Here is a 24186-nt window from a genome sequence, read left to right on the forward strand (position 1 = left end):
CCGTCGGCGCGCTAGCGCGCACGGTCCGCGCAGCGCCCCGGGCACGGCGGACCGGGCACGGCGGACCGGGCACGGCACCCGCGACCGGCACGAGAACCCGCGCCGGCACGACGAAGCCCGGCGCCCGCCGGCGTGTCGCTCCGAGCCCGCCCGCCGTGCGCGGCGTGCCCCTCGCGGACGCCGTCGAGCAGGTCGGGCGGCCGTCACGGGCCAAGGTGGGCGTAGCCAGCCCAGGTGTCCGGGTGATCCGGCAGGGCCTCGCGGAGATGGCGGACCGCCGCGTGCAGGGCCACGGCCGCGCGGTCCGGCGCGATCCCTCCGGGCACGGACAACCCGTCGTACAGGTCCTTGCAGAGCCGCACGGTCAGCGTGTCCGAGATGGACCACAGCGCGCCGATGACCTGCCGGAAGCCGACCAGTTGGAAGGCCGTGCCGAGCGTGAGCGCCTCGTCGGGCAGGGCCGCCCCACCGCGTACCGTCTCGCAGGCCGAGAGCACCGCCAGCGCCGCCGGGTTGCCGGCGGGTCGCCACAGGTCCCGGACGTGCAGCGCGCCGCCGGCCAGCTCCAGCCGACCCCAGGCCGGGGCGCGCAGGTCCTGCGTGCCGTGACAGGACAGGTGGGCGACCGGCTGGTCGGGCAGGGCGGTGAGCACTGTCGCCGGGGTGGCCACCGGGCCGAGCAGCGAGCGGACCCGAGGCACGTGCTGACGCACGATCTCCTCCTCCCGCGCGACGCCGGGCAGGTCGGCGAGGCCGGGCGTCCGGGGCATGCCGACGAACACCGCCGAGTCGACAGGTTCGGGTCGGGCCGGGACGCCCCGGCGCGCGTGTGCCAGCGCCCGCAGTGACGCCGTATACGACGGGACCACCCGGTCCAGCACCCCGTCGCCACCCTCGATCGGGCCGGCCGCGTGCAGCGGCAGCAGGGTGAGCACCCCGGTGGGACACCACCACAACCGGGGCCACTGCCCCACCGACCCGCCGCCGGACGACGGCGCGGGGGCCGGTTCGGCGTCCGGCGACGACGGGGTGGGGGCCGCGTCGGCGTCCGGCGACGGCGGGGTGGGTGGAGGCCTGTCGAGTACGGGTCGGGCGACGACCCGCCACAGCCAGTCCAGTGTCTGGGCGACCTCGACGCGGGCCGCCGACCGACGACGCTGTACCTGCGGCTGCGGGACGTCCGGCGGCGCCGGCTCGGTGAGCACCGCGATCGCCGCCAGGAAGGTCGCCGTCCGGACGACCAGCTCGTCCAGGGTCAGCTCCTGCAGCGGCACCACGCTGACCCGGCCCTCGGCGACGACCAGCGCGTCGCAACGTCGGGCTGCCACGTTGACCAGCACCACCGGGCCGTCGGCGGCGGCCCGGGCCAGCTCGTCGAAGGGCGGTGGGCGGAGGAAGTCGGCGAAGCCGGGCCGGTCGCGGATCTCGGTCAGCAGCTGGCGACGGCGGGTGGCGAGGTCGTACCGCTGCTCGGGGCTCGGTCCGGCGGTCGCTGTCAGCCCCGCCGCCGATGCTGCCCCCGTCAGCGTGGGGAAGTCGTCGAGGGCTTCCTGGAGTTCGGCGAGTCGGGCGGCCAGCCGGGGGGCCTGCGCGCGCAGCGCGGCCAGGTCGGCGCCCGCGTCGTGGGCGCGGGTCAGCAGGACCCCACGGCCGTACTCCAGCAGCTCGACCGCGCGCCGCGGGTTGTCGAGGGCGATGGCTACCGCGGCTGCGTCGCTGGCCAGCCCGGGGAAACGCCCGAGCAGGCGGGTCTGGTCGTCGGGGTCCATGCCGTGCCAGGCCACCAGGTCGATCAGCTCGATCGCGGTGGCGTACCCGTCGAGCGCGGCCGGAAGGTCGCCGGCCCGGGAGACATGGGCCGCGTACCTGCTGGCGGCCACCGCCCGCAGCAGCGACGGGGCGGCCTCGATGTCGGCGGCGGCGCGCAGCGCGACCGCCGCCTCGGCGAGCAGGTCGGACCCGCCCACGCCAGCGGCAGCCGTCGCGCCGGCGATGCCGGGATCGGAGGGGGCGGCCTCGGTGACCGCCTCCAGCGCGGTGGCGAGATTGCTCAGACACATCGTGCGGGCCGGATGCTCGGCGGCCAGCTCGTCGACCGCTGCCCGGTACGCGGCCAGCATCGCTGTGGCGTCGGCGTCGGCGTGAGCGGCACGGAAGCGCAGCAGCAGGGCGTTGGCGAGGTTGGTGAGGATCCGGTAGCGGTCCGCGCCGAGCGACTGCCGCTCGCTCAGTCGCCGCAGCAGTCGAATCGCCTCGTCGAGCGCCGGCAGGTCGTCGTGCAGCCGGTGCCGCAGCAGGTGGGCCAGCGCGTGGGTGCCGAGCGTCTGGACGTACTCCGTGGGGGCGGCCTCCTGTTCGGCCAGCTCGGCGGCCTCGCGCAGGGCGACCACCGCGGCGTCGGAGTCCCGGGCGACGCCGGCCGCGACCTGGTCGGCGGGCCCGCCGCCGGCGGGCAGCGCGCCGTCGAGGAAGAGTTCGACCCGGCGGTTCAGGGCGGCCCCGTAGTTGGTCAGCGCCGGCAACCGGTCCGGGTGCCCGGGTGGCGTCGTGTCGATCACCTGCGCCAGCACCTGGATCGCCTCGGTCAGGGTCGCCAGGTCCTGGGTCGAGGCGAACAGCGCCTGCAGCACCAGGCCCAGGTTCGAGCGGTACCGGGGCAGGGACGCGGCGTCCGGTCCGGCGGCGCTCACTGCCGAGCGCAGCGCGACCACTGCCGGCTCCAGCAGCGCCGGCTCTCCGGCCAGGTCGGAGAGCTCGCGCAGCGTGTTGCCGAGGTTGTTGAGCACGTGGTTGCGCAGCGGGTCGGTACGGGGAAGCAGGCGTTCGGCCTCGGTCAGCGCGTCCCGTGCGGCGCGCAGCGCGCTCACCCCACCGAGGTCGGCGTGGCCAAGCGCGAGCGCGTAGCCGAGGTCGGCGAGCCGACGTGCCCGTTGGCCGGAGTCCTGGGCGGCGGCCACGCCGGCGCGCAGCACCCGTACCGCCTCGGTGACGTCGTCGGCCCGCTGGCGCACCTCGTACCGTTTCGCCAGCAGACCGGCCAGGGCGTGGCGCAGCTCCTCGCGATCCGTCCCGCCGGGCGTCGCCCCGGAACCGGCGGCGGCCCGGTACGCGTCGATCGCCGCGTCGAGGTCGACCGGATCGGCGGTCACCTGGTGCCGGTCCGCGAGCAGGGTGGCGAGCCCCACCTGGGCGGTGCCGGCCAGCTCCGGGTCGAGCCCACCGAACCCGGTCAGCGCCGACCGGTACGCCTCGATCGCGGAGTCCCGGTCGGCGGGCGTCCGGTCGCGCAGGAACCGCTCGGCGAGCGCCGCGCCGTGCAGCGCGGCGACCCGGGGATCGGCACTGCCCCGCGCCGCGGCGAAGGCGTCGACCGCCTCGTCGAGGTCTCCCGGGCGCCGGTGCAGCCGCCACCTGTCGCGCAGCCGCTGGCCGAGGTTCATCCGCGCCATCGTGCGCACCGGTGTGCCCGTGGCGGCGGCCCGGGCCGCGTCGCGCAGCACCGTGATCGACTCGTCCAGCGCCGCCGGGTCGCGCTCGACCTCGTACGTGTCGCCCAGGACGTTGCCGAGGTTGAACAGCCGCACGGGGCGTTGCGGGTCGCCGAGGCCGGTGGCCTCCAGGCTCTCCCGGTGCGCCGTCACGGCTGCCGGGAGCGCCGGCCGTCGGCCGAGGTGCTGGAACTGGTCACGGTGGACCTTGCCGAGGGCGGACAGGTAGTGCAGCCGTTCCGGCGCACCGACCGGCGTACCGTCGAGGGCCTGGCGCAGCAGCGATTCGGCCTGGTCGGCCGCCCGGTAGTCGCGGCTGGTCTCGGCGGCGGCCATCAGCATGACGGCCTCGACGTAGCGGGCGCCGGCGGCGTCGGCGCCCGGCCCGGCGGACCGCGGGCCGGACCGTGCCGGCGGCGTGTCGGCGGGTGGGCCGTCGTCGTCGGGCAGTCCGTGCGCGTGCAGCAGCGCCAGCATCGCCGGCGACACCCGCTGCGGGGCGAAGCGCAGCAGGAACCGGGTGAGCCCGACGGCCTGAGCGAGGTCGTCGGCGTCCTCGCCCGGGGGCAGCAGTTGGTACCGGTACCAGTGCAGGCGGGCCAGGAGGAACACGCCCTCGGCGACCCGCTCGGGCAGCGGCCCGTCCGTCGGCGTCGCCGTCACCAGGTCGACGACGGCCTCGGCGTCGCGAATCGCTCCGGAGTCGAGGACCGCGCGATGGTCGCGGGTGGCGTCGAAGCGGCCCAGCCGCTCCCGCAGGCGACCGACCGGGTCGGGTCTGAACCGTCGCCACATCGCGCCTCCCCCGGCCGGCCGCGCAGACTCGGATCAGGCGTAGCAGACCGGACAGGACGGGCGCTAGTGGCAGGCCGACAGTGATCGCGTGCTGCCGTGTCGGCGCACACAATCGGGCGGGCGTCGGCATGATGGCCGGCTCCGGGGGGATGATCACGAGGTGGTGGGTTGTCTGTCTCGCCCGCCGCGACGAAGACGATTGGGGATTCGCGTATGGCCACCGACATCAGCAAGCAGCCCGCGAAGGCGTCCGGCACGTACCGGATCGGGGGCGACGTCACGGTCAACCGGCTCGGTTACGGGGCGATGCAGATCACCGGCCCGGGCGTGTGGGGTGATCCGAAGGACCCGGCCGAGGCGCTGCGGGTGCTGCGCCGGGCTGTCGAGATGGGCGTGACGTTCATCGACACCGCCGACTCGTACGGCCCGTTCGTGTCCGAGCTGCTGATCCGCGAGGCTCTGCACCCGTACGCCGACGACCTGGTCATCGCGACCAAGGCCGGGTTGACCCGTTCCGGGCCGGGCGACTGGCGGCCGGTGGGCCGGCCGGAGTACCTGCGTCAGCAGTGTGAGCTGAGCCTGCGGCACCTGGGTCTGGACAGCATCCCGCTCTACCAGCTGCACCGGATCGACCCGCAGGTGCCGCTGGCGGACCAGTTGGGTGAGCTGGCCCTGTTGCAGCAGGAGGGCAAGATCCGCCACATCGGGCTGTCCGAGGTGAGCGTCGAGCAGATCGAGCAGGCCCGCGCGATCACCACGATCGCCTCGGTGCAGAACCTCTACAACCTCGCCAACCGCAGCGCCGAGGACGTCCTGGAGTACTGCGAGCGCAACGACCTCGCGTTCATTCCGTGGTTCCCGATCGCCACCGGCGAGCTGGCCCGGCCGGGCGGCCCGCTGGACGCGATCTCCACCGAGCACGGCGCGTCGCCCGCGCAGCTCGCGCTGGCCTGGCTGCTGCGCCGCTCGCCGGTGATGCTGCCGATCCCCGGCACGTCCTCGGTGGCGCACCTGGAGGAGAACGTGGCCGCGGCCGACGTGCGGCTCACCGACGACGAGTTCGAGGCGCTGAGCAAGGCGAGCTGAACGAGGCGAGCCAAGGCCGTGCGGGTGGTCCCGGCCGGGACCACCCGCACGGCGTTCAGACCGCGAGGCAGTTGGGTCGCACCGGGCCGTCGGTCAGGGCGCCGCGCACGATGGTGTACGCGGTCCCGTCGAGCACCAGGCCGAGGTGCCCGACCACCCGCAGCGGGCAGTACGCCTGGATGAGAACGTTCGTCGCCCCGTCGTTGACGGCGGCGTTGCCGGTCGGACGCACCAGCTCGTCCTGGAGTGTGCGCACTGTGGTGTAGCGCACCGACCCCGGGGTGTCGTCCCCGGCGTTCAGGTCGGCGAGAAACGCCGAACCGATGGTCATCTGTTGGCAGGCCACGACGCCGGCGCAGCTGCCGAGGCCGAGAAACGCCACGATGTTGGCGACGTACGTGCCGTACTGGGGTGTGCCCAGACTGACGTACCGGCCGATGCTGGCGGTGCCGCCCAGGCGCTTGAGGTAGTAACGGCTGACCAGGCCACCCTCGGAGTGGGCGACGAGGTCGGCTGTCGCCGCGCCGGTGCTGGCGCGCACCTGCTCCACGAAGCCGGCGAACGCGCGGGCCGAGGTGGGGATGTCACCGAGGCCCAACCCGGGCAGCTGGTAGATGAAGGTGCGGTAGCCGTCGGCGCGCAGCCGGGCGGCGATGGGCTCGTACGCCACGGCGACGCCGCTGAGGCCGCCGACCACGATGACCGGGTTGGCCGCGGCAGCGGCGGCGAAGGCGGCGGTGGCAGCCGGGGCGGTGGCAGCCGGGGTGGTGGGGGTGGCGGCGGTCGCGGTGCCGGCGGACGCCAGCAGCGCGGCGGTGGCCAGGGACACGACGAGGACGGTCTTTCGGAGCAGCATGGCTGCACCTCCGGGGGGAGGCACCCGGCGAAGCGGGCAGGTGGGTGGGGGTGTCCGGTCGACCGTGCGACGATCATGCCCGCAACAATTTAGAAACGTCAATCACTTGTTACGCGCGGGTAACCCGTTGTCCCACCGAAGGCACAAAGCGGCAATTCGTTCTCGCTCCACACCGGACACCCGCCGGCCACGCCGCAGCGACGGCCAGCGACGGCCAGCGACGGCGGCGGTGTTCCACGCGCACCCGCGGATGGCTGACACCGGGCGACGATCCACGCGAGAACGAGGTCACGCGGACGGTGCGGCGGGTGCTGAACGGGTGCTCAGCGAGCGGTCGCGCGCAACCCGTCAAGGGCCACGCCGAGGACCCGGTCCCGCTGCTCGGGTGCGGGGAACTGGGCCATCGTGAGGCCGCTGATCAGGCGCACCACGTCGTCGAAGCCGATGTCGTCGCGGACCACGCCGGCGGCCTGCGCGCGGCGCATCAACGGCTCGCCGGCGGCGTAGATCTCCGTCCGGCAGCTGGCGAAGATCTCCGAGTCGTGCAGCAACTGCTCGGCGAGCGCCCGCTTCGTGGCGACGTACGCGACGAAGCGGTGCAGCCACGCGACCAGGGCGTCCCACGGAGGCAGCTCGGCCAGGTCGGCGGCGGAGTTGCTCAGCGCACGGACCTCCTCGACGTAGACGGCCTCGAACAGGTGCCGGCGGGTCGGGAAGTTGCGGTAGAGGGTGCCGATGCCGACGCCGGCCCGACGGGCCACGTCTTCCAGGGAGGCGGCCGCGCCGTTCTCGGCGAACGCCTCGCGCGCCGCGGTGACCAGGGCGTCGTAGTTGCGTCGCGCGTCGGCCCGCTTGGGCCGCTGCGCGAAGACCTCGGGCGTCTGCCCCGCGCTGGTCATGACGTGCGTCACCTCATCTTGGTTGCATCCGGAGGCACCCCTCCGCTAGCTTAGTGGAGGCACCCCTCCGGAAATGCCGGAGGACAGCCTCCGGTTAGCTTACCTCGGGACCCGCCCGATCCGCCTGGCCACCCGATCGCCCGGACCCGACAGACCTGCCCGCCTCCGACGACGGGCGACAAACCTCCTTCCGTACCACATCAGGAGTTTTCTCTCGTGTCAGTGACATCCCGACGCAGCTCGCGTCGGCTCACCTTCACCGTGCTCGCGGCCGGCGCCGGGTTCTTCGCGATGCTCCAGTCGTTGATCACCCCGGTGCTGCCGACCATCCAGCAGGACCTGCACACCTCGCAGAACACCGTGACCTGGGTCCTGACCGCCTACCTGCTCTCCGCGTCGATCTTCACGCCGATCCTCGGACGAGTCGGCGACATGGTCGGCAAGGAGCGGATGCTTGTCGTCTCGCTCGCCGCCCTCGCCCTCGGCTGCCTGGTGGCCGCCATCGCGCCGAACATCGGCGTGCTCATCGTCGCCCGGGTCGTACAGGGCATCGGCGGCGCGGTCTTCCCGCTGTCGTTCGGCATCATCCGCGACGAGTTCCCCGCCGCGCGGGTCTCCAGCGCCGTTGCCGCCATCTCGGCGATCGTCGCCGCTGGCGGTGGCCTCGGCGTCGTGCTCGCCGGCCCGATCGTGGCCGCGCTGGACTACCGCTGGCTGTTCTGGATCCCGATGGTCGTGGTCGGGCTGACCGCCGTCGCCGCGTACCGGTTCGTGCCCGAGTCGCCGGTGCGGACGCCCGGTCGGATCGACTGGCGTGCCACACTGCTGCTCTCCGGCTGGCTGGTCGCGCTGCTGCTGCCGATCAGTCAGGGCGCGGCCTGGGGCTGGACCTCCACCCGGGTGCTCGGCCTGCTGGTGCTCGCCGTGGTGCTGCTGACCGGCTGGCTCGTCGCCGAGGTGCGCTCGTCCAACCCGCTGATCGACATGCGGATGATGCGCCTGCCCGGCGTGTGGACCACCAACCTGGTAGCCCTGCTCTACGGCGCGTCGATGTTCTCCGTGTACGCGTTCCTTCCCCAGTTCGTGCAGACCCCGACCGCCGCCGGCTACGGCTTCGGAGCCAGCATCAGCCAGGCCGGTCTGCTCATGCTGCCGATGCTCGTCGCGATGTTCGTCGCCGGTCTCGTCGCCGGCCGGCTCCAGGCCGTGTTCAGCGCCAAGGCACAGCTCGCCACCGGCGCCGCGTTCAACGTGGCCGCCTCCGCGATGCTGGCCGCCGCGCACGACACCCGCTGGGAGGTCGCCATCGCCGGTGGGCTGGTCGGTCTCGGCATCGGCCTGGCGTTCGCGTCGATGGCCAACCTGATCGTCGGCAGCGTGCCCGCCAGCCAGACCGGCGTGGCGACCGGCATGAACGCCAACATCCGTACCATCGGCGGCGCGATCGGCGCCGCAGTGGTCAGCGGCGTGATCACCGCCCACCCGCAGGCCAGCGGCCTGCCCCGGGAAGCCGGCTTCACGATGGGGTTTCTCGTCCTCACCGCGATCGCCCTGGCCGCCGCGCTCGCGGCCCTGGCCGTCCCGTCCGCCCGGCGGGCGTCGGCCGGTCGCCGGCCGTCCACCGCGACGATCGTCGAGTCCGAGCTAGCCGGTGAGTTCGCCACCATGCCCGCGACCCGCTGAGGTTCGCTGGCACGTCGGAGCCCGGGCGGTTCGCCGCCCGGGCTCCGGCATGCTTCGGGGGTACGCTGGCCGCTCCCTTTGTCGTTTTCAGGATGAGCCGATGCCCGAACTGCTGACCACCGACCGCATCGAGGAGATCGGCGCCCTGGGCGTCAAGAGCCCGGACCCGGCGGCGCTGGTCGCCGAGCTGGTGAGCGCCGTCGACGAGGGACGCCTCGCCGACCCCGACGACATCGGGTACGCGCTGCTCGTCGCCGCCGACATCCTCGATCAGGCAGGTGACCTGGCCGACGCGCTCGCGCTGGCCACCCGCGCCATCGCCGAACAGCCCGACGAGGACGCGTACGCCCGAGCGGTGCGCGGCGGCCTGCTGCTGCGCCTCGGCCGCTCCGACGAGGGCATGGCCGAGCTGACCGAGCTGCGTCCGCTGCTGGAGACCAACCCCAACGCCACGTACCTGGTCGACGAGCTGGCCGAGGCCGGCCACGCCGACCTGGCGCTGCAATGGCTGACCGGGGCGCTCGACACGATCCTGGAACGCACCAGGACCCAGCAGCACGAGTCCGAGGACGCGCAGGACGAGGCCGCGGCCATGATCTACGGGCTGGCCCAGCGGCGGCACACCCTGCGCGAGGAGATGGGCCTCCCCCACGACGAGTACGACAACCTCGCCGACCGGCTGCGCGCCGCGAGCACCCACGCCCTCGACGCGCTCGACGACGGCCCCGCGACGCTGCTGTACTGGCCGGAGGCCGAGTTCACCGCGTTGCTGGCGCGCTGGCCCGCGCTTGTCGACAGCTACCCGAAGACGTGGGACGAGCACCGCACCCAGATCGAACGCGCGCTCGCCGACGCCGCCGGGCTGGGCGGCGCGGACCTGGGCGTCGTCGCCGGCACCGTCGAGGGCCTGGCCGCGTTCGCCGGCGAGGAGCCCGTCGACGAGGAAACCCTCGACGAGTACGCCGACAGCCTCGACGAGGTGGGCCTGACGGCCTGGCCGCCCGGCCGCAACGACGCCTGCTGGTGCGGGTCGGGCGCGAAGTACAAGAAGTGCTGCCGGCCCCGCTCCCGCGACTGACCGCACGTCGGTCTCGGCCCCACGCGACGGGAGGCCAGGTCCCGTGAAAGCCTGATGCCAGTGAGTCATCTTGATGACTCACCGGCATCACAACGCGGCCCACCCTCACCCCCCCCGGGGGGGCAGGCCCGATGAAGGAGGCGAAGCGATGACCGCGCAGGAACAGCACGAGACGATCGAGGACAGCCCGGTCGGCTGGGTGGCCACGCACATCCAGCGGTACGTCGAGACCGACGGCGCCGACGGCGGCACCTTCCACGGGATTCCCTCATTGCTGCTCACCACGCGCGGGCGCCGCACGGGCGCCCTGCGCCGCACCGCGCTGATGTACGGGCGCGACGGCGACAACTACCTGCTGGTCGCGTCCAACGGAGGTGCCTCCCGGCACCCGGCCTGGTATCTGAACCTGAGCGCCGACCCGAGGGTCGAGATCCAGGTCGGCGCGGAACGGTTCGCCGCCCACGCGCGAACGGCGTCCACCGAGGAGCGTGCCCGGCTGTGGCCGGTGATGACGAAGGTCTTCCCGACGTACGCCCGCTACCAGAAGGGGACCGACCGCGAGATCCCGGTCATCATCATCGAACGGACGTCCCCGGAAGACTCGACGATCCATTGATCCATGCCGGCGCGGTGTACGTCTAAGGCGGCGGCTTCGCCTTCAACCGGGGCGTGGCACTTGCCACCGGAGGCCTTGAGCTGTGCGGCCAGGACGTGTGCAACTACCCGCGCTTCGAGGGCGAGGTCCGCATCACCCGCTGAACCGCCAACGGTCGGATCCAAGCCTCGCGTTCTTCTCGGCCTCGCGCCTCACGCCGGCCATCGCGGGTGGTTGGTGGGTTGTGCTACCACCACCCGTGGTCAGTTTCCCAGTGCGCGGACCTTGGCGATCGTCTCCTGGACGTGTTGCTTGGCCGGCTCGCCGCCCTGGGACGCCTGCGCCAGAGCCTGGCGGTACGCGTCGATCATGCCGACCAACGGCCCGGCGGCAACGCCCTCCAGCGCACCGGCGACGAGGGACCGTGCCTCGGCTGCGTCCTGCGCTGCCGCCGCGGTCTTGGCCTTCGCCTCATCGAGCTTCTGCGACGCCGCCGCCAACCTCGCGATGATCTGCGCTGCGCTCACGCGCACCCTCCCCCTGGTCGACCATCGCCTCCACCACCGCACCGGCGGAGACCACAAGGGAGCGTACGAGATCCGCGCACCCAGCGCGACCGCTCGATCGCCCAACCATGATGTGCGGGATGTCCGCGCTGCCCTCTGGCGAAGATCACTTGATGTTGCCCAGTCCGGGCCAACCCTCAATAACTGGTACGCATCAAGTGATCAAGGAATGGCCGAGGAACCCGGCCGGAGTCTCCAGATCTTGGACACTTTCCGTTAGCCGAGAACGGAAACTGTCCAAGATCTCGCCGGGCTCACCGAGCCGGGGGCGTCGAACGGTCAGCGATCGGCGACGAACACGCCTACACCGCCGACGCCCTCTACCAAGCCCTCGATCTTGAGGGCGTTGATGGCTTGGCGAACGACGATGGCCGAGACGTCGTGCTGACGGCACAGCTCGGAGGTCGAGGGCAGCTTGTCGCCCGGCGCGAGTTCGCCGGACTGGATCTGAGCGCGGATGCCGTCGGCGATCAGCGCCCACTTGGCTTTGGCGGGCATTGGTGTCTCCCAGGTCTGCCCCGCCATTCGATCACGAGCAACTTTGTATAGCAAGCGATGTGCGGTCAACGCTTGCGCATGCATGACCTGTTATATACGCTTCCCACTGACCGGCTCCCAGGTCTGCAAACCCGGAGTTGGTTCTTTCCCCACCGCGCAGGAAGCGCCCGGTCGGCCGGTCCCCCCCGTCCGGCCGGGCGTGCCGGGGCGTGCCCGCACGCCGCCCCACGCACCGCCGCACCCACCGCACCGCCGCCGGGCAGCACGTACCGCCCGAGCAACGCCCTGACCAGCAAGGAGACGACCGGACGGGAGCACCCGATGCCCGATCGACCCGACAACCAGCCCATCGACCCGCTCTCCCGACACCCTCCAGCCCAGCGTCTCGTGTCCGAACAGGACGTCGAGGACGCCGACGACACCCTCTTCGCCCATCCACCGCGCGTGGTGCGCAGGTGGGTCTGCGGCTGTGGCAGGGACTACCCGTGCGCCGACGTGCTCTTCGCCCGCCTGGTCAAGGCCACCGCCGAGGCCGAGCAGTGAACCACCGAGGCCGCCGGTGAACGGCGATGATCTGTACACGTACGCCCGCCAGCGGGTCGTCGAGGCGAGGATGAGGATCGCCGAACACGTGACGGAGGCGTACACCGGGATCTGCCGGAGCTGCGGACGGCCCGGCCCGTGCGACGAGCAGCGGGCCGCGCGGGCCCGGCTGGCGCACTTCGGCGGCCCGGTGGACGATCTGCGCGACGCGTGGTTGGCCACGATCGCCGCCGCCGACCGGGCCGGTGCGCACCTGCACGGCGGGCGGCCACCCGGCCGAAGGTTGCCCTGGCAGGACGCGGTCACCGAGTGTTGGCGGGCGCTCGGTCTGGTGTACGCCGGCCTGGCTGCTGATCGGGCAGCGGCGGTGACCGCGTCGGCGGGTGAGGTGCTCGCCGGACTGCGTGCCGCTCGGGTCGACGCCGCCCAGGCCGCCGCGCTGGCCGCCCGTACGCGGTGGCGGTTGGCGGCGGCCGAGGACCGGCTGCGGCGTACCCACAGTGTGGCGGACGCGGTCGCGGCCCGGCACTTCGCGGCGGCCATCACCCGGTTGGACCTGGTCGTCACCCGGCTGGCGATCGGCGGCTGCCGCATCGAGCGTTCGGTGGCGGCGTTGACCGGCGAGCTGGCCGCCGCACCCACCGTGACCAGAAGGACCGCCACTGCCGGGGAGGTCGCACACGGCTGCCGCCTGGCGAGTGCCCTGGTGACCAGGAGACGTCGACGGAGAATCAGGGAGACACGATGGTGACCGATCCGCACGCGGCGCTGCGCGGCCTTCTGGTGGGACGGTTGCGCGGCCACGAACGGCGGCTGCGGCGGTTCACCGAGGCGGACTGGCAGCGGTACGCGGACCTGCTCGCCGGGGCGCTGCTGGTGGCGGTGCGGCGGCGGTTCGTCGCCGGGCAGGACCGGGCGCCGGTGATCCGGTTCGTGGCGTCCGCGCGGGAACGCTACGACGCCACCGGAACGGACGTCGAGCCGGCGCTGGCCGAGGCGTTGGTGTGGGCGGCGCTCGGCGAACGTCCGCCGGTGCCCGACGACGCGCGGGCGATCGTCGCCCGGACGGTGCTGCTGCTCGGGCTGCTGGAGGACGAGGGCTGCACCGACTAGGAACGGGACGACATCCTCGCGGCGGCAGCGCACGCCGCCGACCACGCGGCACAGGGTGCGGGTCAGCGGGCGGGCGGCTAGGAACCGTCGCCACCGGACACTCAGGACGACAATTCCCCGAGAACTCTGGCACTCTGGCGGGCGTCACGGTCGGGGAGGAAGGGACCACGGGGTGGAAGGGCTCAGCCGCACCCAGCGGCCACTGGACCACGATCAGGTGCAACGTTTCGTCGCGGCGTCCTTCGGGGCGGACCGCCGGGTCGTGGACTGCGGGCCGATCCTGGGCGGCGGTTTCGCGACGGTGTGGTGGGTGGCGCTCGACGACGGGCGCGAGGTCGTGTTGAAGGTGGCACCACCACCCGACGCGCCGCTGCTGCGCTACGAGCAGGGCCTCGCCGCCGCCGAAGCCCGGTACTTCCGCCTCGTCGCCGCGCGCGCGCCGCAGGTGCCCGTACCGCCGCTGCTGCACCACGGCACCGATCCGGACCTCGGCGAGTGGCTGGTCACCGGCCTGCTGCCCGGACGGTCGCTGCGGGAATGGGCCGAGGGCGAGCAGCAGCTCGACGACGGCCCGGCCCGCTACGACTTCGGCGTCGCGGTCGCCGCGCTGCACCGGGTGACCGGCGACCACTTCGGGTACGGCGGCGGCCGGGCGAGCGGCCCGACGTGGCGTGCGGCCTTCGCCGCCATGCTCGACGACCTGCTCGCCGACGCGGCGGACTGGGACGTGCGGCTGCCCACCTCGCCGGCGCGGATCCGGGAGCTGCCCGAGCGGTACGCCGGGGTCCTGGACCAGGTACGCCGACCGGCGCTGCTGCACTTCGACGGCTGGGACGGCAATGTGCTGGCCGAACCCGACCCGGCCGGTGCCCTGCGCCTGCGCGGGATCGTGGACGGCGAGCGGTTCCTGTTCGGCGATCCGCTGCTGGACCTCGTGTCGCCCCTGCTGTATCGCCGGGTGGAGGACGACCCCGACCACCCGTTCCTGCGCGGCTACCGCGCCGCCTCGGCCGATCCGGTGGTCTTCGACGAGTCCACTCTGCGGCGGCTCAGCCTGTACCGCCTGCACCTGTACCTGTTGATGACCGTCGAGATGCCCAGCCGGGGAATCACGCGGGAGGATCGCCCGGACCGGTTCGAGCGGCTGGCCGACCTGCTCGATCACGAGCTGACGGAGCTGGGTCGGGCGAGTCCGTCGGCCATTGCAGGCGGTACCGGCTGACGTCCTCGGAGGCGGCCACGCCGGCCCTCATGAACATCGCCAGCACGGCGTCGCGCGCCCGCCGCTCGCGGGCGCCGGTCGGAAACTTCAGGCTGCCGGTACGACGGGCGAGCCCGGCGACCGTCGCCACCCGTGACTCACGCAGTTGTTGGAAGCGCCCGAAGGCGTCACCGACGTCGTCCGCCGCGGCGAGACACCGGGCCAGCACCAGTGCGTCTTCCAGCGCCATGGAACTGCTCTGCCCGTCGTGCGGCGGCATCGCGTGCGCCGCGTCGCCGACCAGGCACATCCGGCCGCGGCTCCACCGCTCGGGCGGGACGAGGTCGTGCACCGGCCACCGGACGATCGGGCCGATGCTCGCGTCGATGATGGCGGGGATCGGCGGATGGTCCGAGCCGTGCAACTCGACGAGGCGCTGCCGCCACCGGCCCATCGGCTCAGCCCGTGGCCCCGCCACCACCTCCCCCTCCCCGGTGAGCAGGCTCTGGAACCAGACGACCTCGCCGTCCGGCAACGCCTGGTAGCCGAAGAACGCGTTGGCGCCGAACGTCAGGCGCAGCACTCCGTCCGGTGCGATCCCGTCGACCCGCGGGGCCGAGCCGCCGCCGTCGAGCACTCCGGTGAACCGGGCGGGCGGATGCTCGGGGAACATCGTCCGACGCGTGTGCGAGTGGACCCCGTCGGCACCGATCAGCAGGTCACCACCGTGACTCGATCCGTCGGCGAGGGTGGCGACGACCGGGTCGTGCCCGTCGTCGCGCAGTCCGACGACCCGCTCACCCTCGACGACGCGGACGCCGGCGCGACGGGCCGCCTCGCGCAGCACCTCACCGAGCCGGTCCCGGCGGATCAGCGTGCTCACCTGGTTGTTGCTGCCGATCTCCCGTCCCCGGTGGTCCTGGAAGGAGATGCGGTCGGTGGGCGTGCCGGCGGCGTCGACAGTGCCGAGCAGGCCCAGGTCGCGCAGCACGGTGCGGCCGTTGTCGGCCAGGCTCAGGTGCGACCCGAGCTGTCGCTCGCGCGGCGGCCGGGCCTCAATGACGGTCACACGCCACCCGATCCGGCGCAGGAAGAGACCGACGGCCGTGCCGGCGATTCCCGCCCCGACGACCACGGCGTGCCCAGGATTGATCATGTCGAGCCAGCCGACACCGGCGGCCCGGAAGGACCTGTCCCACCCATGTGCTCCCCCGTGTGGCGGGCGCTGTGGACACGTCCGCCGCCCCGACCGTAATCACGGCGGCCACAGTGGTCAAGACAGCAAGATCTATCAATGCGAGGGTTGACACCGGCATAGACGGCCGGAATGCTGTGGGAGTCCTGCTAACCGAGGCGGGGCCACGTATCCGGGGGAATCGGCCTTTTACTGCATTCGCCTGTGCGCGGCTCCATGGCCATCACTGATAGTTTTTTCGCCAGCGAATGCTCCGAATAGGACGGCAGTCGTTCATTTTCGCTGCCGGATGCCGCGATTCCTGTCGCGAAGAGCATCCGGATCAGGGCGTGGACAACTGTCGCACCAGCTCGGTCGATCGCTGGTCGGACTACTGAATGGTGATTCCATCCGTCATCCGACGGTGGCGCGTCATGCACCCCTAAGCACGGCGCAGGGCCACGGCCTCACTTCCGACAACCGCATTCTTCGGGAGGTGTCGTGATGAAGAACAACTCGGCCGGCTGACGCAAACCAATTATCTTTCGTCCCGATGAGCGTGTGTCGCGTCGCGGCACACGCTCATCGGCAGCGCAACCGTTCCCGCTCGGGAAGGACAGGTGTGACCCCGGAGACGACCTACCCGATGACCCTCGGCCAGCTATCGGTCTGGCGGGACATCGAAAGAATGCATCCGGAGAAGTGGTGGGAGGGCAACCTCTGCTTTTCCTGGTCGTTGCCGGAAAATGTGACCGCCGTGGACGTCTGGCGCGCGGTCGGCGCGCTCGGCATGCGGCACGCCTCGCTGCGCACGACGTTCGACGTCGAGGACCGGGCAGATCCGCGCCAGCGCGTCGCTGTCGATTCCCCCGACGACGTGGTCGCCGCGGTACGACAGCCCGACGGCGAGACGGGGATGTCCCGGATCGAGACCGAGGAGATCCAGCGGGCGTTCACGCTCACCACCGACCTGCCGTGGCGGGTGTGGCTGACCGAGAACGACGGACGCCCCCGTGAACTGTTGGTGGTCATCCACCACATGGCGGCCGACGGCGCGGGCATCAACACCATGGAACGGGACTTCTACGCCCTGCTGGCCGGGGAGACGCTGCCGCCGGCCCCGCAGCCGGCCGACCTCGCGACGCGGCAACGGTCCGGCGACCTGGACGCCAGACTGCTCGCCGCGGAGTCGTACTGGCGCAAGGTGCTGTCGGCGGCGCCCCGGCGGACGCCTCCCGCACCCGGGCCGGTGCTCCGGGCGACGATGCACACCGGCATCCCCGAGCCCATCCTCCGCCAGGCGGCGCGCGGCATCGGCGTCACCGTCGCGGGGGTGCTGCTGACCGCGTACTGCCGGGCGATCATCGCGACGGGCACCACCGGCACGCCGGTCCTGCTGTACCCCATGTCGTCCAACCGTTTCGACCCGGCGGTCACGTCGCTCGTCACGTCCATGAACCAGTGGGTGCCGCTGCTGGCCACGCCGGAACCGGACGAGGTCTTCGCGCACACCGCGCGCGCCCTGTACGTACGGAACATGCGGGCCCTCAAGCACGGGGTCTACGACCCGGACGCGGTGGCGCGGATCCGCGAGGACGCCGAACGGGAGGGCGGCCCGCTCGACCCGGGGTACCACTTCACCTTCCTGCTGCCCCCCATGGTGGTGCAGCCGCCGGAGACGATCCAGGAATCGCGGATCGAGTGGCACGTGCCGATCCGCTCGACCGGGCCCGGCTTCTACCTGATGGCCAACGCCGACACGACGGTCCGGCTGACCGTCCGGGTGATCCGCGAGGGCTACCAACGCGCGGAGCTGGAGGCTCTGCTCGTCGCCATGCGCGACGACCTGATGGAGCTGGTCGGCGCGAACGCGGAGGCAGCCGGATGACCACGACCGCGCCGCCCACCACCCCGGCGGTCACGCCGAGCCTGTGGCGTCACCGCGACTTCATGACGCTGTGGACCGGCCAGACCCTCAGCGAGACCGGGTCGGCGGTGTCCACCCTCGCCGTTCCGCTCATCGCGGTGTCCGTGCTGAACGCGTCCACGTTCTCGGTGAGCCTGCTGCAGGCCGCCGGGATGGCGGCGTACCTGCTCGTCGCGCTGCCGGCCGGCGTGATCGTCGACCGGATGCGCAAGCGGCGGCTGATGGTGTTCTGCAACCTGCTGCGGGCCCTCGCGATGGGCACCATCCCGCTGGCGTTCTTCGCCGGTGAGCTCACCATGGCGCAGTTGTGGCTGGTGGCGGCCCTGTGCAGCGTCTGCTCGGTCTTCTTCGAGGTGGCCTACCAGTGCTACCTGCCGGCGGTGGTGCGCTCCGACCAGCTGCTGGACGCGAACGGCAAACTCAGCACCACGTACTCGGTAGCCCAGGTCGCGGGTATCGGGCTCGGCGGAGGACTGGTCGCGGTCTTCGGAGCGGCGCGGACTGTCCTCATCGACGCCGCCTCGTTCGCGGTGAGCGCCGTCTCGCTGCTGCTGATCCGCCGCTCGGAGCCGGAGGTCGCCGCACCGCAGGGCCCCCGGCCGCGGCTGCGGGAGGAGATCTCGGCCGGCCTGGCCTTCGCCTTCCGGCATCCGGTGCTGCGCAAGATCGTCGCGGCCAGCGGCACCCTGAACGTGTTCAGCCAGGTTATCTACGCCCTCTCGGTCATCTACCTGGTCCGGGTCCTCAAGCTGACGCCGGCCGAGGTGGCCGTGCAACTGGCGCTGGGCACGGCCGGCGGCATCGCCGGCGGCCTCGCCTCCGGCAAGCTGGCTCGCCGGATCGGCACCGCCCGCGTCATCTGGGTCTCCCTGCTCGGGCTCGGCTGGACGATGCTGCTGGTGCCGCTCGCCCAGCCCGGCTGGCGGGTCGCGTTCTACACCATCGGCATGACCGGCTTCGCCGCGCTCTGCGCGATCTACAACGCGGCCCAGATCAGCTACCGGCAGCAGATGTGCCCGCCGGAACTGCTCGGCCGCCTCACCGCCGGTGTCCGCTGGATCGTGTGGGGCGCCCTGCCGATCGGCGCGGTCCTCGGTGGTGTGCTGGGCACCTGGCTCGGCGTCCGCGAGACCCTGGTGATCGCCGCGCTCGGCGTCTGGGCCTCCGGGCTGTGGGTCTACTTCTCGCCGCTGCGAAAGATGCGTGACTTCACACCCGAGCCGGCCAGCCAGTCCTGAAAGCGGGGAGTCGCGCTGGCGTCAGCGGTTCGGGCCGGCCAGCGCCGCCCACGTACGCGCCACCCCGGTGCGCAGGTCGGTGACGGGACGCCAGTCCAGCAACGCCGACGCGCGCCGGACGTCGAGCCAGATGTCGCGCCTGTCGAAGGCCCGGCGGTCCGCGTACCGGATCGTCAACTGCCGGCCGACGGTCGCCGTCACCACCTCCAGCAGCTCGGCGAGGGAGGTGGGACGGCCGGCGCCGACGTTGAGGACGGCGCCGTCGAGCGCGTCGCGGGTGTCGCGGTCCAGGTGACGGTCCCACACCGCCAGCAGGGCGGCCACGACGTCGTCGACGTAGACGTAGTCGCGGCGGGTGACCGGGTCGCCGAACACCTGCAACGGCCGACGCGCGGCCGCGGCCTCCAGCCAGTGCGACACCACGCCGAGCCCACCCTCGGCGCGCTGGCCGGGCCCGTACACGTTGGACGGCCGCAGCACGACCGGCCGGAGATGGTCGGCGGCCTCGCGCAGGGCCTGTTCCTGGGCCAGCTTCGCCCGGCCGTAGACGCTGTCCGGGCCGAGTGGGCCGGTCTCGTCCACCGGCGACGGCACATCCGGCCGGTACGCCGTGCCGCCGGATCCCAGCAGGACGAAGGTCGGACGACGGGCGCCCAGCTTGCACGCCTCCAGTGCGGCGGCGAGGGCCCGCTGGTCCAGCTCGACGAGTTCGGGCTGGCTGACGGCCCTCTTCGGCGTGACCGTGCCGACGGCCCAGAAGATCAGGTCCGCCCGCCTGATCGTGTCCGCGTAGCGGTGTTCCTCAACAGCGTTGCGGGGCCGGGCCAGCCGCTGCGGAGGCCGGCGACGGTGTTCGAGCGCGCGGCACAGACTGGCGCCGATGAACCCGTTCGACCCGACGACCACAGTGACCGGGGCGGGGACGGCGCTCACCCCGGGACCTCGGTCTGCACGGCTCGCGCCGCCAGGTCGGCGGCGTAGTCGGCGGTCCCCTCGCGGGCGGCCAGCAGGTTGCGGTGCAGGGTCTCCAACAGGTCGAGGGAGTATCCGCTGTCGCGCCACTCCTGCTCGGTGACGCCGTAGCCCAGCCGTCGCCACAGGTCGGCGTTGACCTGCTCGTGCGCGCCGAAGGGCGCCAGCAGCACGATCGGCGTGGCCGACCAGAGCGAGTCGATCAGAGTGCCCCCGCCGGTCTTGCAGAGCATGGCGACGCGGTGTCGGGCGAGATCGAACGAGTCGTGGTACGCCGCACCCCGTCGGTAGCGCACGCTGCCGTCGGGAAGGATCTCGCCGAACGGTGGGAAGCCGCCGTCCTGCCAGGCCTCCCACTCCGGGTCGATCATGAACGCCCGGCAGCCGGAGGGCAGGGCGGACACGTCGGACGGATCGTGGGTCACCACGTCGACAAGCAACCCCGCCCGGGCGAGATCCGCCGCACGGTCCCGGTAGGTGCCCAGCCCCCAGCCGCCGCCGTGCGCCAGCATGCGGCGCTCCCGCCGCTGCCACGGCACCGGGTCCTCGTCGCCGACGCGGATGCTCGTCGGCGCGGTGCCCCGCTCGGCGTCGAACATCCACACATGCCGGAAACGCTCCGTGCGCGCCCGGAAGAGGTTGAAGGAGGCGGTCGGCGCGGCGTCGAGGTGACAGATGTCGACCCGGGGCGTTCGGGACGTGAGCGCCTCGTACCGCTCGACGACCGGCACCCAGAAGCCGGAGAAGATCACCACCTGGTCCACGTCCGCGGCCCGCCACCGGTGCAGCAGCTCGTCGACAGCGGCGTCGTCGAGCGCCGGCATCTGATCCCGCACCATGCGCTGGGCGGCCACCGCCAGCTTGAAGTTTCCTCTGAAGGCCAGCTTGGCGGCCCTCAGCCGGTCGAGTTCGTCGGGTCGCAGCAGCCGCTCGAACACCTCCACGCGCACCTCGATCCCGAGGGCCCGCAACCGACCGGCCAGGATGAGGGCCGGTACGTGGGTGCCGAGCGTGGCGCCCGACGTCAGCAGCACAATCGCCATCGTTGCTCCGATCGTCGGGAGTCAGGTGACGAGACTCGGGGCGCCGGCCGTCGCGACGAGCAGGTCGCCCACCTGCGCTTCGAGAGCCACCCGGGCCGCGTCGTCCGGGGCGAACACGGCGAGAAAGAGCCGTCCACGCGGCGGGGTGAGCGTCCCCGAGGCCAGCGGCAGCACTCCGCGGTCGTCGCCGCGAAACAGCAGCTTCGCCTCGTCCAGGGCGGACACCAGCCTGGCCACCGTGTCGCCGGGGCGCACCGGCGTCGTACGGCAGCGCAGCCAGGAGCGCAGGCCGACCGCCCGGGCCCGCCGGCCGAGGTGCAGGTTCAGCAGGCCCATCGATCGTCGGGCGTTGACCTCCAGCACCGGTACGACGGTGCCGTCGCGCAGCCGCAGTCCGTCGACGCAGACGGGCCCGGTGTAGCCCTCGGCCGCGAGCGCCGTCCCGACCCGCGCGATCACCTCGCGATGCGCGGTGGTGTCGAGGTTCGCGTGCTGATCCGCGGGGAGCGGACCGGAGCCGCGGTAGGCGAACTCGGCGTTGTCGACGTGCTGGAGGCCCCGCCACCGCACCGCGCCGCCCGGGTCGACCTCGAGGTGGGTGGAGAAGCTGGACGCCTCCTCGAAGAGGGGTTGCACCAGCAGTTCCACCCGGGCCCCGCGCGCGACCTGCCGCTCCAGGTGCCGGACGACGGTGTCCAGCACCCGGGGGTTGGCGACCCGCAGGGCGCCCCGGCCGGCGACCCCGTACGGGTCCTTGAGCACGACGTCGTCCGGCGCGTCCTGCACCAGCCGCCGTACCTGTGCGGGCGTGGTGGCCAGGACGGCGCCGCCGGGCAGGCCGGCGTCCCGGACCAGGTCGTTCGACCAGACCTTGGAGTTGACGCGGGCGACGACCTCGACGGCGGGGACCGTGGCACGCAGGGCGAGTCGGTGCACCGCCACGGCGGTGTCCGGCCGGACGGCGTAGAACGCCGCGGCCCACCCGGACATCCCCGGCAGGGCTGTGCCGCCGCCCGCGGCCAGACGCTCCTCCACTGTGGCGTCCTGGTGACCCGGCACGGCCGCGACCCGTGGCGCGATGCCGGCGGCCGCCAGCGCCTCGACCAGGGTCTCGTCCATCGGCTCGGCGGTGAGCAGCAGATCACCCGGGGCGCACCCGACCGCCAGCAGCTCGTCCATGCCGCGACGTCCCCGGCTGCCACCTGCCGCCGGGCCGGCGGGCAGCCCGGCGAGATCGTCCGGCCGCCACGCCGCCTCCGCGTCGAACGAGCCGAAGTGAACGGTCCCGCTCACCTCACCGGCCATCGCCGTCGAGGGCGAAATGGCAGAACGCCTTCACCGACTCCAGGTGGATGCTGTCCAGCGACTCGAAGTCGATCTCGACGTCGAACTCCTCCTCCACCGCGAGCAGGAACGTGATCATGTGCAGCGAGTCGATCCCGAGGTCGAGCAGCAGATTCGTGTCCGCCGTCACCTCCTGGGCCAGCGCCGGATCCTCCAGAACCCGCGCGAGCAGGCCCGCCATGCGGGCGACCACCTCGGCCATGCGTTCACTCCCCGCTCAGGTAGAGAAGGATGCACTTCGAGCACACCGGCATGAGGCCGCTGTCGCGCAGGATGCCGCGGACCCTGGTGAACCGCTCGCTCTGCCAGATCTCCTGCATGGACTGCTCGCCCAGGTCGCCGATGACGAACTCGGGGAAGAACTTGCACGAGCTGACCCGACCGTCGGCGTGGATCTCGATCCGGTTGGACACCGCCAGGCAGCGGCTGCGCCGCTGGGCGGGACGGGAGGTGCCACGGATGAAGTCGTCGAGCTCGTCCTGCTCGACCTGCGGCTGGTAGCGCACCCGCAGATTCCACACCCGGCTCGCCAGTCGCGCCATCGACTCCTTCAGCACCGGCAGGTACTGCTCGGGCAGCGCGTACGTGTACGAGTGCCAGGTCGGCTTGTCGCCCGGCTCCGGCGGGTTGAGCCACGAGAACGACTCCTCGTAGAGCCGGTCCATCGCCGACGCCGTCTCCGGGCTGATGTACCACGGCAGCAGCCAGTAGACCGAGTTGAAGCCGGTCTGCTCGGCCCACTCGGTGAACTCGTACATGCGGCCGACCATGTCCTCGCTGACCATGCACGCGACGGACAACTCGCCCTGGTACTCGCCGCGCCGTTGGAGGTCGAGCATCGCCTCGACGTTGCGCATGGTGCGCCGGAACGATCCTTTGCCCCGCAACGCCTCGTGCTCCGGCTCGAAGCCGTCCAGGCTGACCAGCAGGTTGAGTCGTGGCCCGATGGCCAGCAGGTGCTCCGCGTTGCGCTCCATCAACAGGCCGTTGGTGCACATGTTGACGACGCGCGGCACGGCGCCCAGCAGCTTGGCGATCTCGCCGAACTGGGAGTGCATCAGCGGCTCGCCGCCCCAGAGGAAGACCTTCGCCGCGTCGGGCGCGGTCGTCTCCAGCACGTCCCGGATGACGTCGAGGTCGAGCTCGGAGCGCTTGCGCTTGCTGTCGTAGTTGTGGAAGAACCCCTGCTCGTTCCACTGGAAGCAGTGGTTGCACCGCAGGTTGCACCGGTACGTCAGCTGCATGCTGACCTCTTGCGGCAACGTGCTGGCGTAGAGGGGGTCCGCCGCCAGGTTACGGCGCGTTTCGGACCGGATCGCCACCGTCCGGCGCAGGTCGTGCAGTTCTCCGGCAGTGAAGACCTTGTTGGTACGTGGGTAGGACATGCAGGCTCCCCGCTCGTCTGCCACGAAACGAGCGCCCCTGCGCAGGGCAGCGGGCATCGCTTCGCCAGATTCATGACTGGATCGGGGGCCGTTCGCATCCCTACATGCGCACGAACCCCCGTTACCACAGGGAACCGGCGGCGGTCGTCCGACGTGGATGTGAGTGTCCTGCTCACCCCGCCACAGGTCGTTGACCACATTGACACATACGATTGGCGTCGTAAACCCCCGCGCGGTGCGGGGTTCAGCGCAGAGCGCGGAACAGCAGCAGGTAGCCGCAGTAGCCCAGCGGCACCAGCAGGAAGCAGATCAGGAACCCGAGCGGCAGGTAGCGCGGTGGGGTGCCGGCGACTATTGCGGGTCTCCCCCATCGACCCAGCACCAGGTAACCGCCGAAGAACGCCAGCGCCGGCAGCCCCGCACAGATCCACGCGCCGAGGGTGAAGCCGTCGACCAGGCCGACCCCGGAGGCGAGCACGAGGGTCAGCATGAGCACTCCCGCCGCCGCCCCGCACGCGGCGTAGACGGCGACCGCCCGCGCCAGCGGCGACCACGTCGGCAGCAGCGCCGGCCGTTGGGCCAGCAGCTCGGCCTGCTGCCCGTGCCGGTCGGCCTCGTCGGCCATCCGCCGGGCCAGCTCCAGCTCCACCACCGGGTCGACCGCCGCCGTCCGCTGCGCCGGCACCCCGGCGCCCGCCGGGC

At 72.4% G+C, this 24186-nt stretch carries 22 protein-coding genes; 10 read left to right on the forward strand and 12 right to left on the reverse strand.

Annotated features, from left to right (window positions below):
* Window positions 1–203: 203 nt before the first annotated feature.
* Complete coding sequence (locus tag B0E54_RS28270) at window positions 204–4283, reverse strand: CHAT domain-containing protein (RefSeq protein WP_234589395.1); 4080 nt, start codon at window positions 4281–4283, stop codon at window positions 204–206.
* 213 nt (window positions 4284–4496) lie between these two features.
* Between B0E54_RS28270 and B0E54_RS28275 the strand changes: the two genes are divergently transcribed.
* Window positions 4497–5369 carry an aldo/keto reductase gene (locus tag B0E54_RS28275; RefSeq protein ID WP_234589397.1) on the forward strand — a complete coding sequence of 291 codons (873 nt, stop codon included), beginning with the start codon at window positions 4497–4499 and terminating at the stop codon, window positions 5367–5369.
* 55 nt (window positions 5370–5424) lie between these two features.
* Here the strand turns inward: B0E54_RS28275 and B0E54_RS28280 are convergent, their stop codons facing one another.
* Window positions 5425–6225, reverse strand: a complete 801-nt coding sequence (locus B0E54_RS28280; RefSeq protein WP_234589399.1) for a triacylglycerol lipase — start codon at window positions 6223–6225, stop codon at window positions 5425–5427.
* Between the two features lie 323 nt (window positions 6226–6548).
* Window positions 6549–7124 carry a TetR/AcrR family transcriptional regulator gene (locus B0E54_RS28285; RefSeq protein WP_234589402.1) on the reverse strand — a complete coding sequence of 192 codons (576 nt, stop codon included), beginning with the start codon at window positions 7122–7124 and terminating at the stop codon, window positions 6549–6551.
* 216 nt (window positions 7125–7340) lie between these two features.
* Here B0E54_RS28285 and B0E54_RS28290 point away from each other — a divergent pair, with 216 nt between their 5' ends.
* The 3 genes from B0E54_RS28290 (at window position 7341) to B0E54_RS28300 (ending at window position 10501) form a co-directional block, all read left to right on the forward strand.
* Window positions 7341–8807, forward strand: a complete 1467-nt coding sequence (locus tag B0E54_RS28290; protein WP_234589404.1) for an MFS transporter — start codon at window positions 7341–7343, stop codon at window positions 8805–8807.
* Between the two features lie 100 nt (window positions 8808–8907).
* Window positions 8908–9885, forward strand: coding sequence for an SEC-C metal-binding domain-containing protein (locus B0E54_RS28295; RefSeq protein ID WP_234589407.1), 978 nt, complete (start codon window positions 8908–8910; stop codon window positions 9883–9885).
* Between the two features lie 148 nt (window positions 9886–10033).
* A complete protein-coding gene (locus tag B0E54_RS28300; RefSeq protein WP_234589409.1) occupies window positions 10034–10501 on the forward strand; it encodes a nitroreductase family deazaflavin-dependent oxidoreductase in 468 nt (155 codons plus the stop codon).
* A gap of 242 nt (window positions 10502–10743) precedes the next feature.
* Here B0E54_RS28300 and B0E54_RS28305 read toward each other — a convergent pair whose 3' ends face one another.
* Both B0E54_RS28305 and B0E54_RS28310 read right to left on the reverse strand, forming a co-directional pair.
* Window positions 10744–11007 carry a DUF6244 family protein gene (locus tag B0E54_RS28305; RefSeq protein ID WP_007462863.1) on the reverse strand — a complete coding sequence of 88 codons (264 nt, stop codon included), beginning with the start codon at window positions 11005–11007 and terminating at the stop codon, window positions 10744–10746.
* A gap of 318 nt (window positions 11008–11325) precedes the next feature.
* Window positions 11326–11571 carry a winged helix-turn-helix domain-containing protein gene (locus tag B0E54_RS28310; protein WP_234589411.1) on the reverse strand — a complete coding sequence of 82 codons (246 nt, stop codon included), beginning with the start codon at window positions 11569–11571 and terminating at the stop codon, window positions 11326–11328.
* 294 nt (window positions 11572–11865) lie between these two features.
* Here B0E54_RS28310 and B0E54_RS28315 point away from each other — a divergent pair, with 294 nt between their 5' ends.
* The 4 genes from B0E54_RS28315 to B0E54_RS28330 all read left to right on the forward strand — a co-directional run bounded on the left by B0E54_RS28315 (window position 11866) and on the right by B0E54_RS28330 (window position 14422).
* A complete protein-coding gene (locus B0E54_RS28315; protein ID WP_234589414.1) occupies window positions 11866–12087 on the forward strand; it encodes a hypothetical protein in 222 nt (73 codons plus the stop codon).
* A 16-nt stretch (window positions 12088–12103) separates the two neighbouring features.
* Entirely contained in the window at window positions 12104–12838 is a 735-nt protein-coding gene (locus B0E54_RS28320) for a hypothetical protein (RefSeq protein WP_234589415.1), read from the forward strand.
* A complete protein-coding gene (locus tag B0E54_RS28325) occupies window positions 12832–13200 on the forward strand; it encodes a hypothetical protein (protein WP_234589416.1) in 369 nt (122 codons plus the stop codon). Before B0E54_RS28320 ends, B0E54_RS28325 begins: the two co-directional genes overlap by 7 nt.
* Window positions 13201–13372: 172 nt before the next feature.
* A complete protein-coding gene (locus tag B0E54_RS28330; RefSeq protein WP_234589419.1) occupies window positions 13373–14422 on the forward strand; it encodes a phosphotransferase family protein in 1050 nt (349 codons plus the stop codon).
* On the opposite strand, the gene B0E54_RS28335 is transcribed toward B0E54_RS28330, so the two are convergent.
* Window positions 14310–15557, reverse strand: a complete 1248-nt coding sequence (locus tag B0E54_RS28335; protein WP_234589421.1) for an FAD-dependent monooxygenase — start codon at window positions 15555–15557, stop codon at window positions 14310–14312. The genes B0E54_RS28330 and B0E54_RS28335 overlap by 113 nt on opposite strands.
* Window positions 15558–16197: 640 nt before the next feature.
* Between B0E54_RS28335 and B0E54_RS28340 the strand changes: the two genes are divergently transcribed.
* Window positions 16198–17463 (forward strand): condensation domain-containing protein, encoded by a 1266-nt coding sequence (locus B0E54_RS28340; RefSeq protein ID WP_234589424.1) that lies wholly within the window; start codon window positions 16198–16200, stop codon window positions 17461–17463.
* Entirely contained in the window at window positions 17460–18740 is a 1281-nt protein-coding gene (locus B0E54_RS28345) for an MFS transporter (RefSeq protein ID WP_234589426.1), read from the forward strand. The genes B0E54_RS28340 and B0E54_RS28345 overlap by 4 nt, the downstream gene beginning before the upstream one ends.
* A gap of 21 nt (window positions 18741–18761) precedes the next feature.
* Here B0E54_RS28345 and B0E54_RS28350 read toward each other — a convergent pair whose 3' ends face one another.
* From B0E54_RS28350 to B0E54_RS28375, 6 genes are all read right to left on the reverse strand, one after another.
* Window positions 18762–19673, reverse strand: a complete 912-nt coding sequence (locus B0E54_RS28350) for an NAD-dependent epimerase/dehydratase family protein (protein WP_234589428.1) — start codon at window positions 19671–19673, stop codon at window positions 18762–18764.
* Complete coding sequence (locus tag B0E54_RS28355; protein ID WP_234589430.1) at window positions 19670–20755, reverse strand: hypothetical protein; 1086 nt, start codon at window positions 20753–20755, stop codon at window positions 19670–19672. The genes B0E54_RS28350 and B0E54_RS28355 overlap by 4 nt, the downstream gene beginning before the upstream one ends.
* A 21-nt stretch (window positions 20756–20776) precedes the next feature.
* A complete protein-coding gene (locus B0E54_RS28360; protein ID WP_234589433.1) occupies window positions 20777–22048 on the reverse strand; it encodes a hypothetical protein in 1272 nt (423 codons plus the stop codon).
* 1 nt (window position 22049) lies between these two features.
* Window positions 22050–22301, reverse strand: a complete 252-nt coding sequence (locus tag B0E54_RS28365; RefSeq protein WP_234589435.1) for an acyl carrier protein — start codon at window positions 22299–22301, stop codon at window positions 22050–22052.
* A gap of 4 nt (window positions 22302–22305) precedes the next feature.
* Entirely contained in the window at window positions 22306–23484 is a 1179-nt protein-coding gene (locus B0E54_RS28370) for a radical SAM protein (protein WP_234589438.1), read from the reverse strand.
* Between the two features lie 244 nt (window positions 23485–23728).
* Window positions 23729–24186 (reverse strand): hypothetical protein (locus tag B0E54_RS28375; protein WP_234589446.1); only part of this gene is annotated, 458 nt, incomplete at its 5' end.

This window comes from Micromonospora sp. MH99, assembly GCF_021442385.1.
Lineage (GTDB): Bacteria > Actinomycetota > Actinomycetes > Mycobacteriales > Micromonosporaceae > Micromonospora.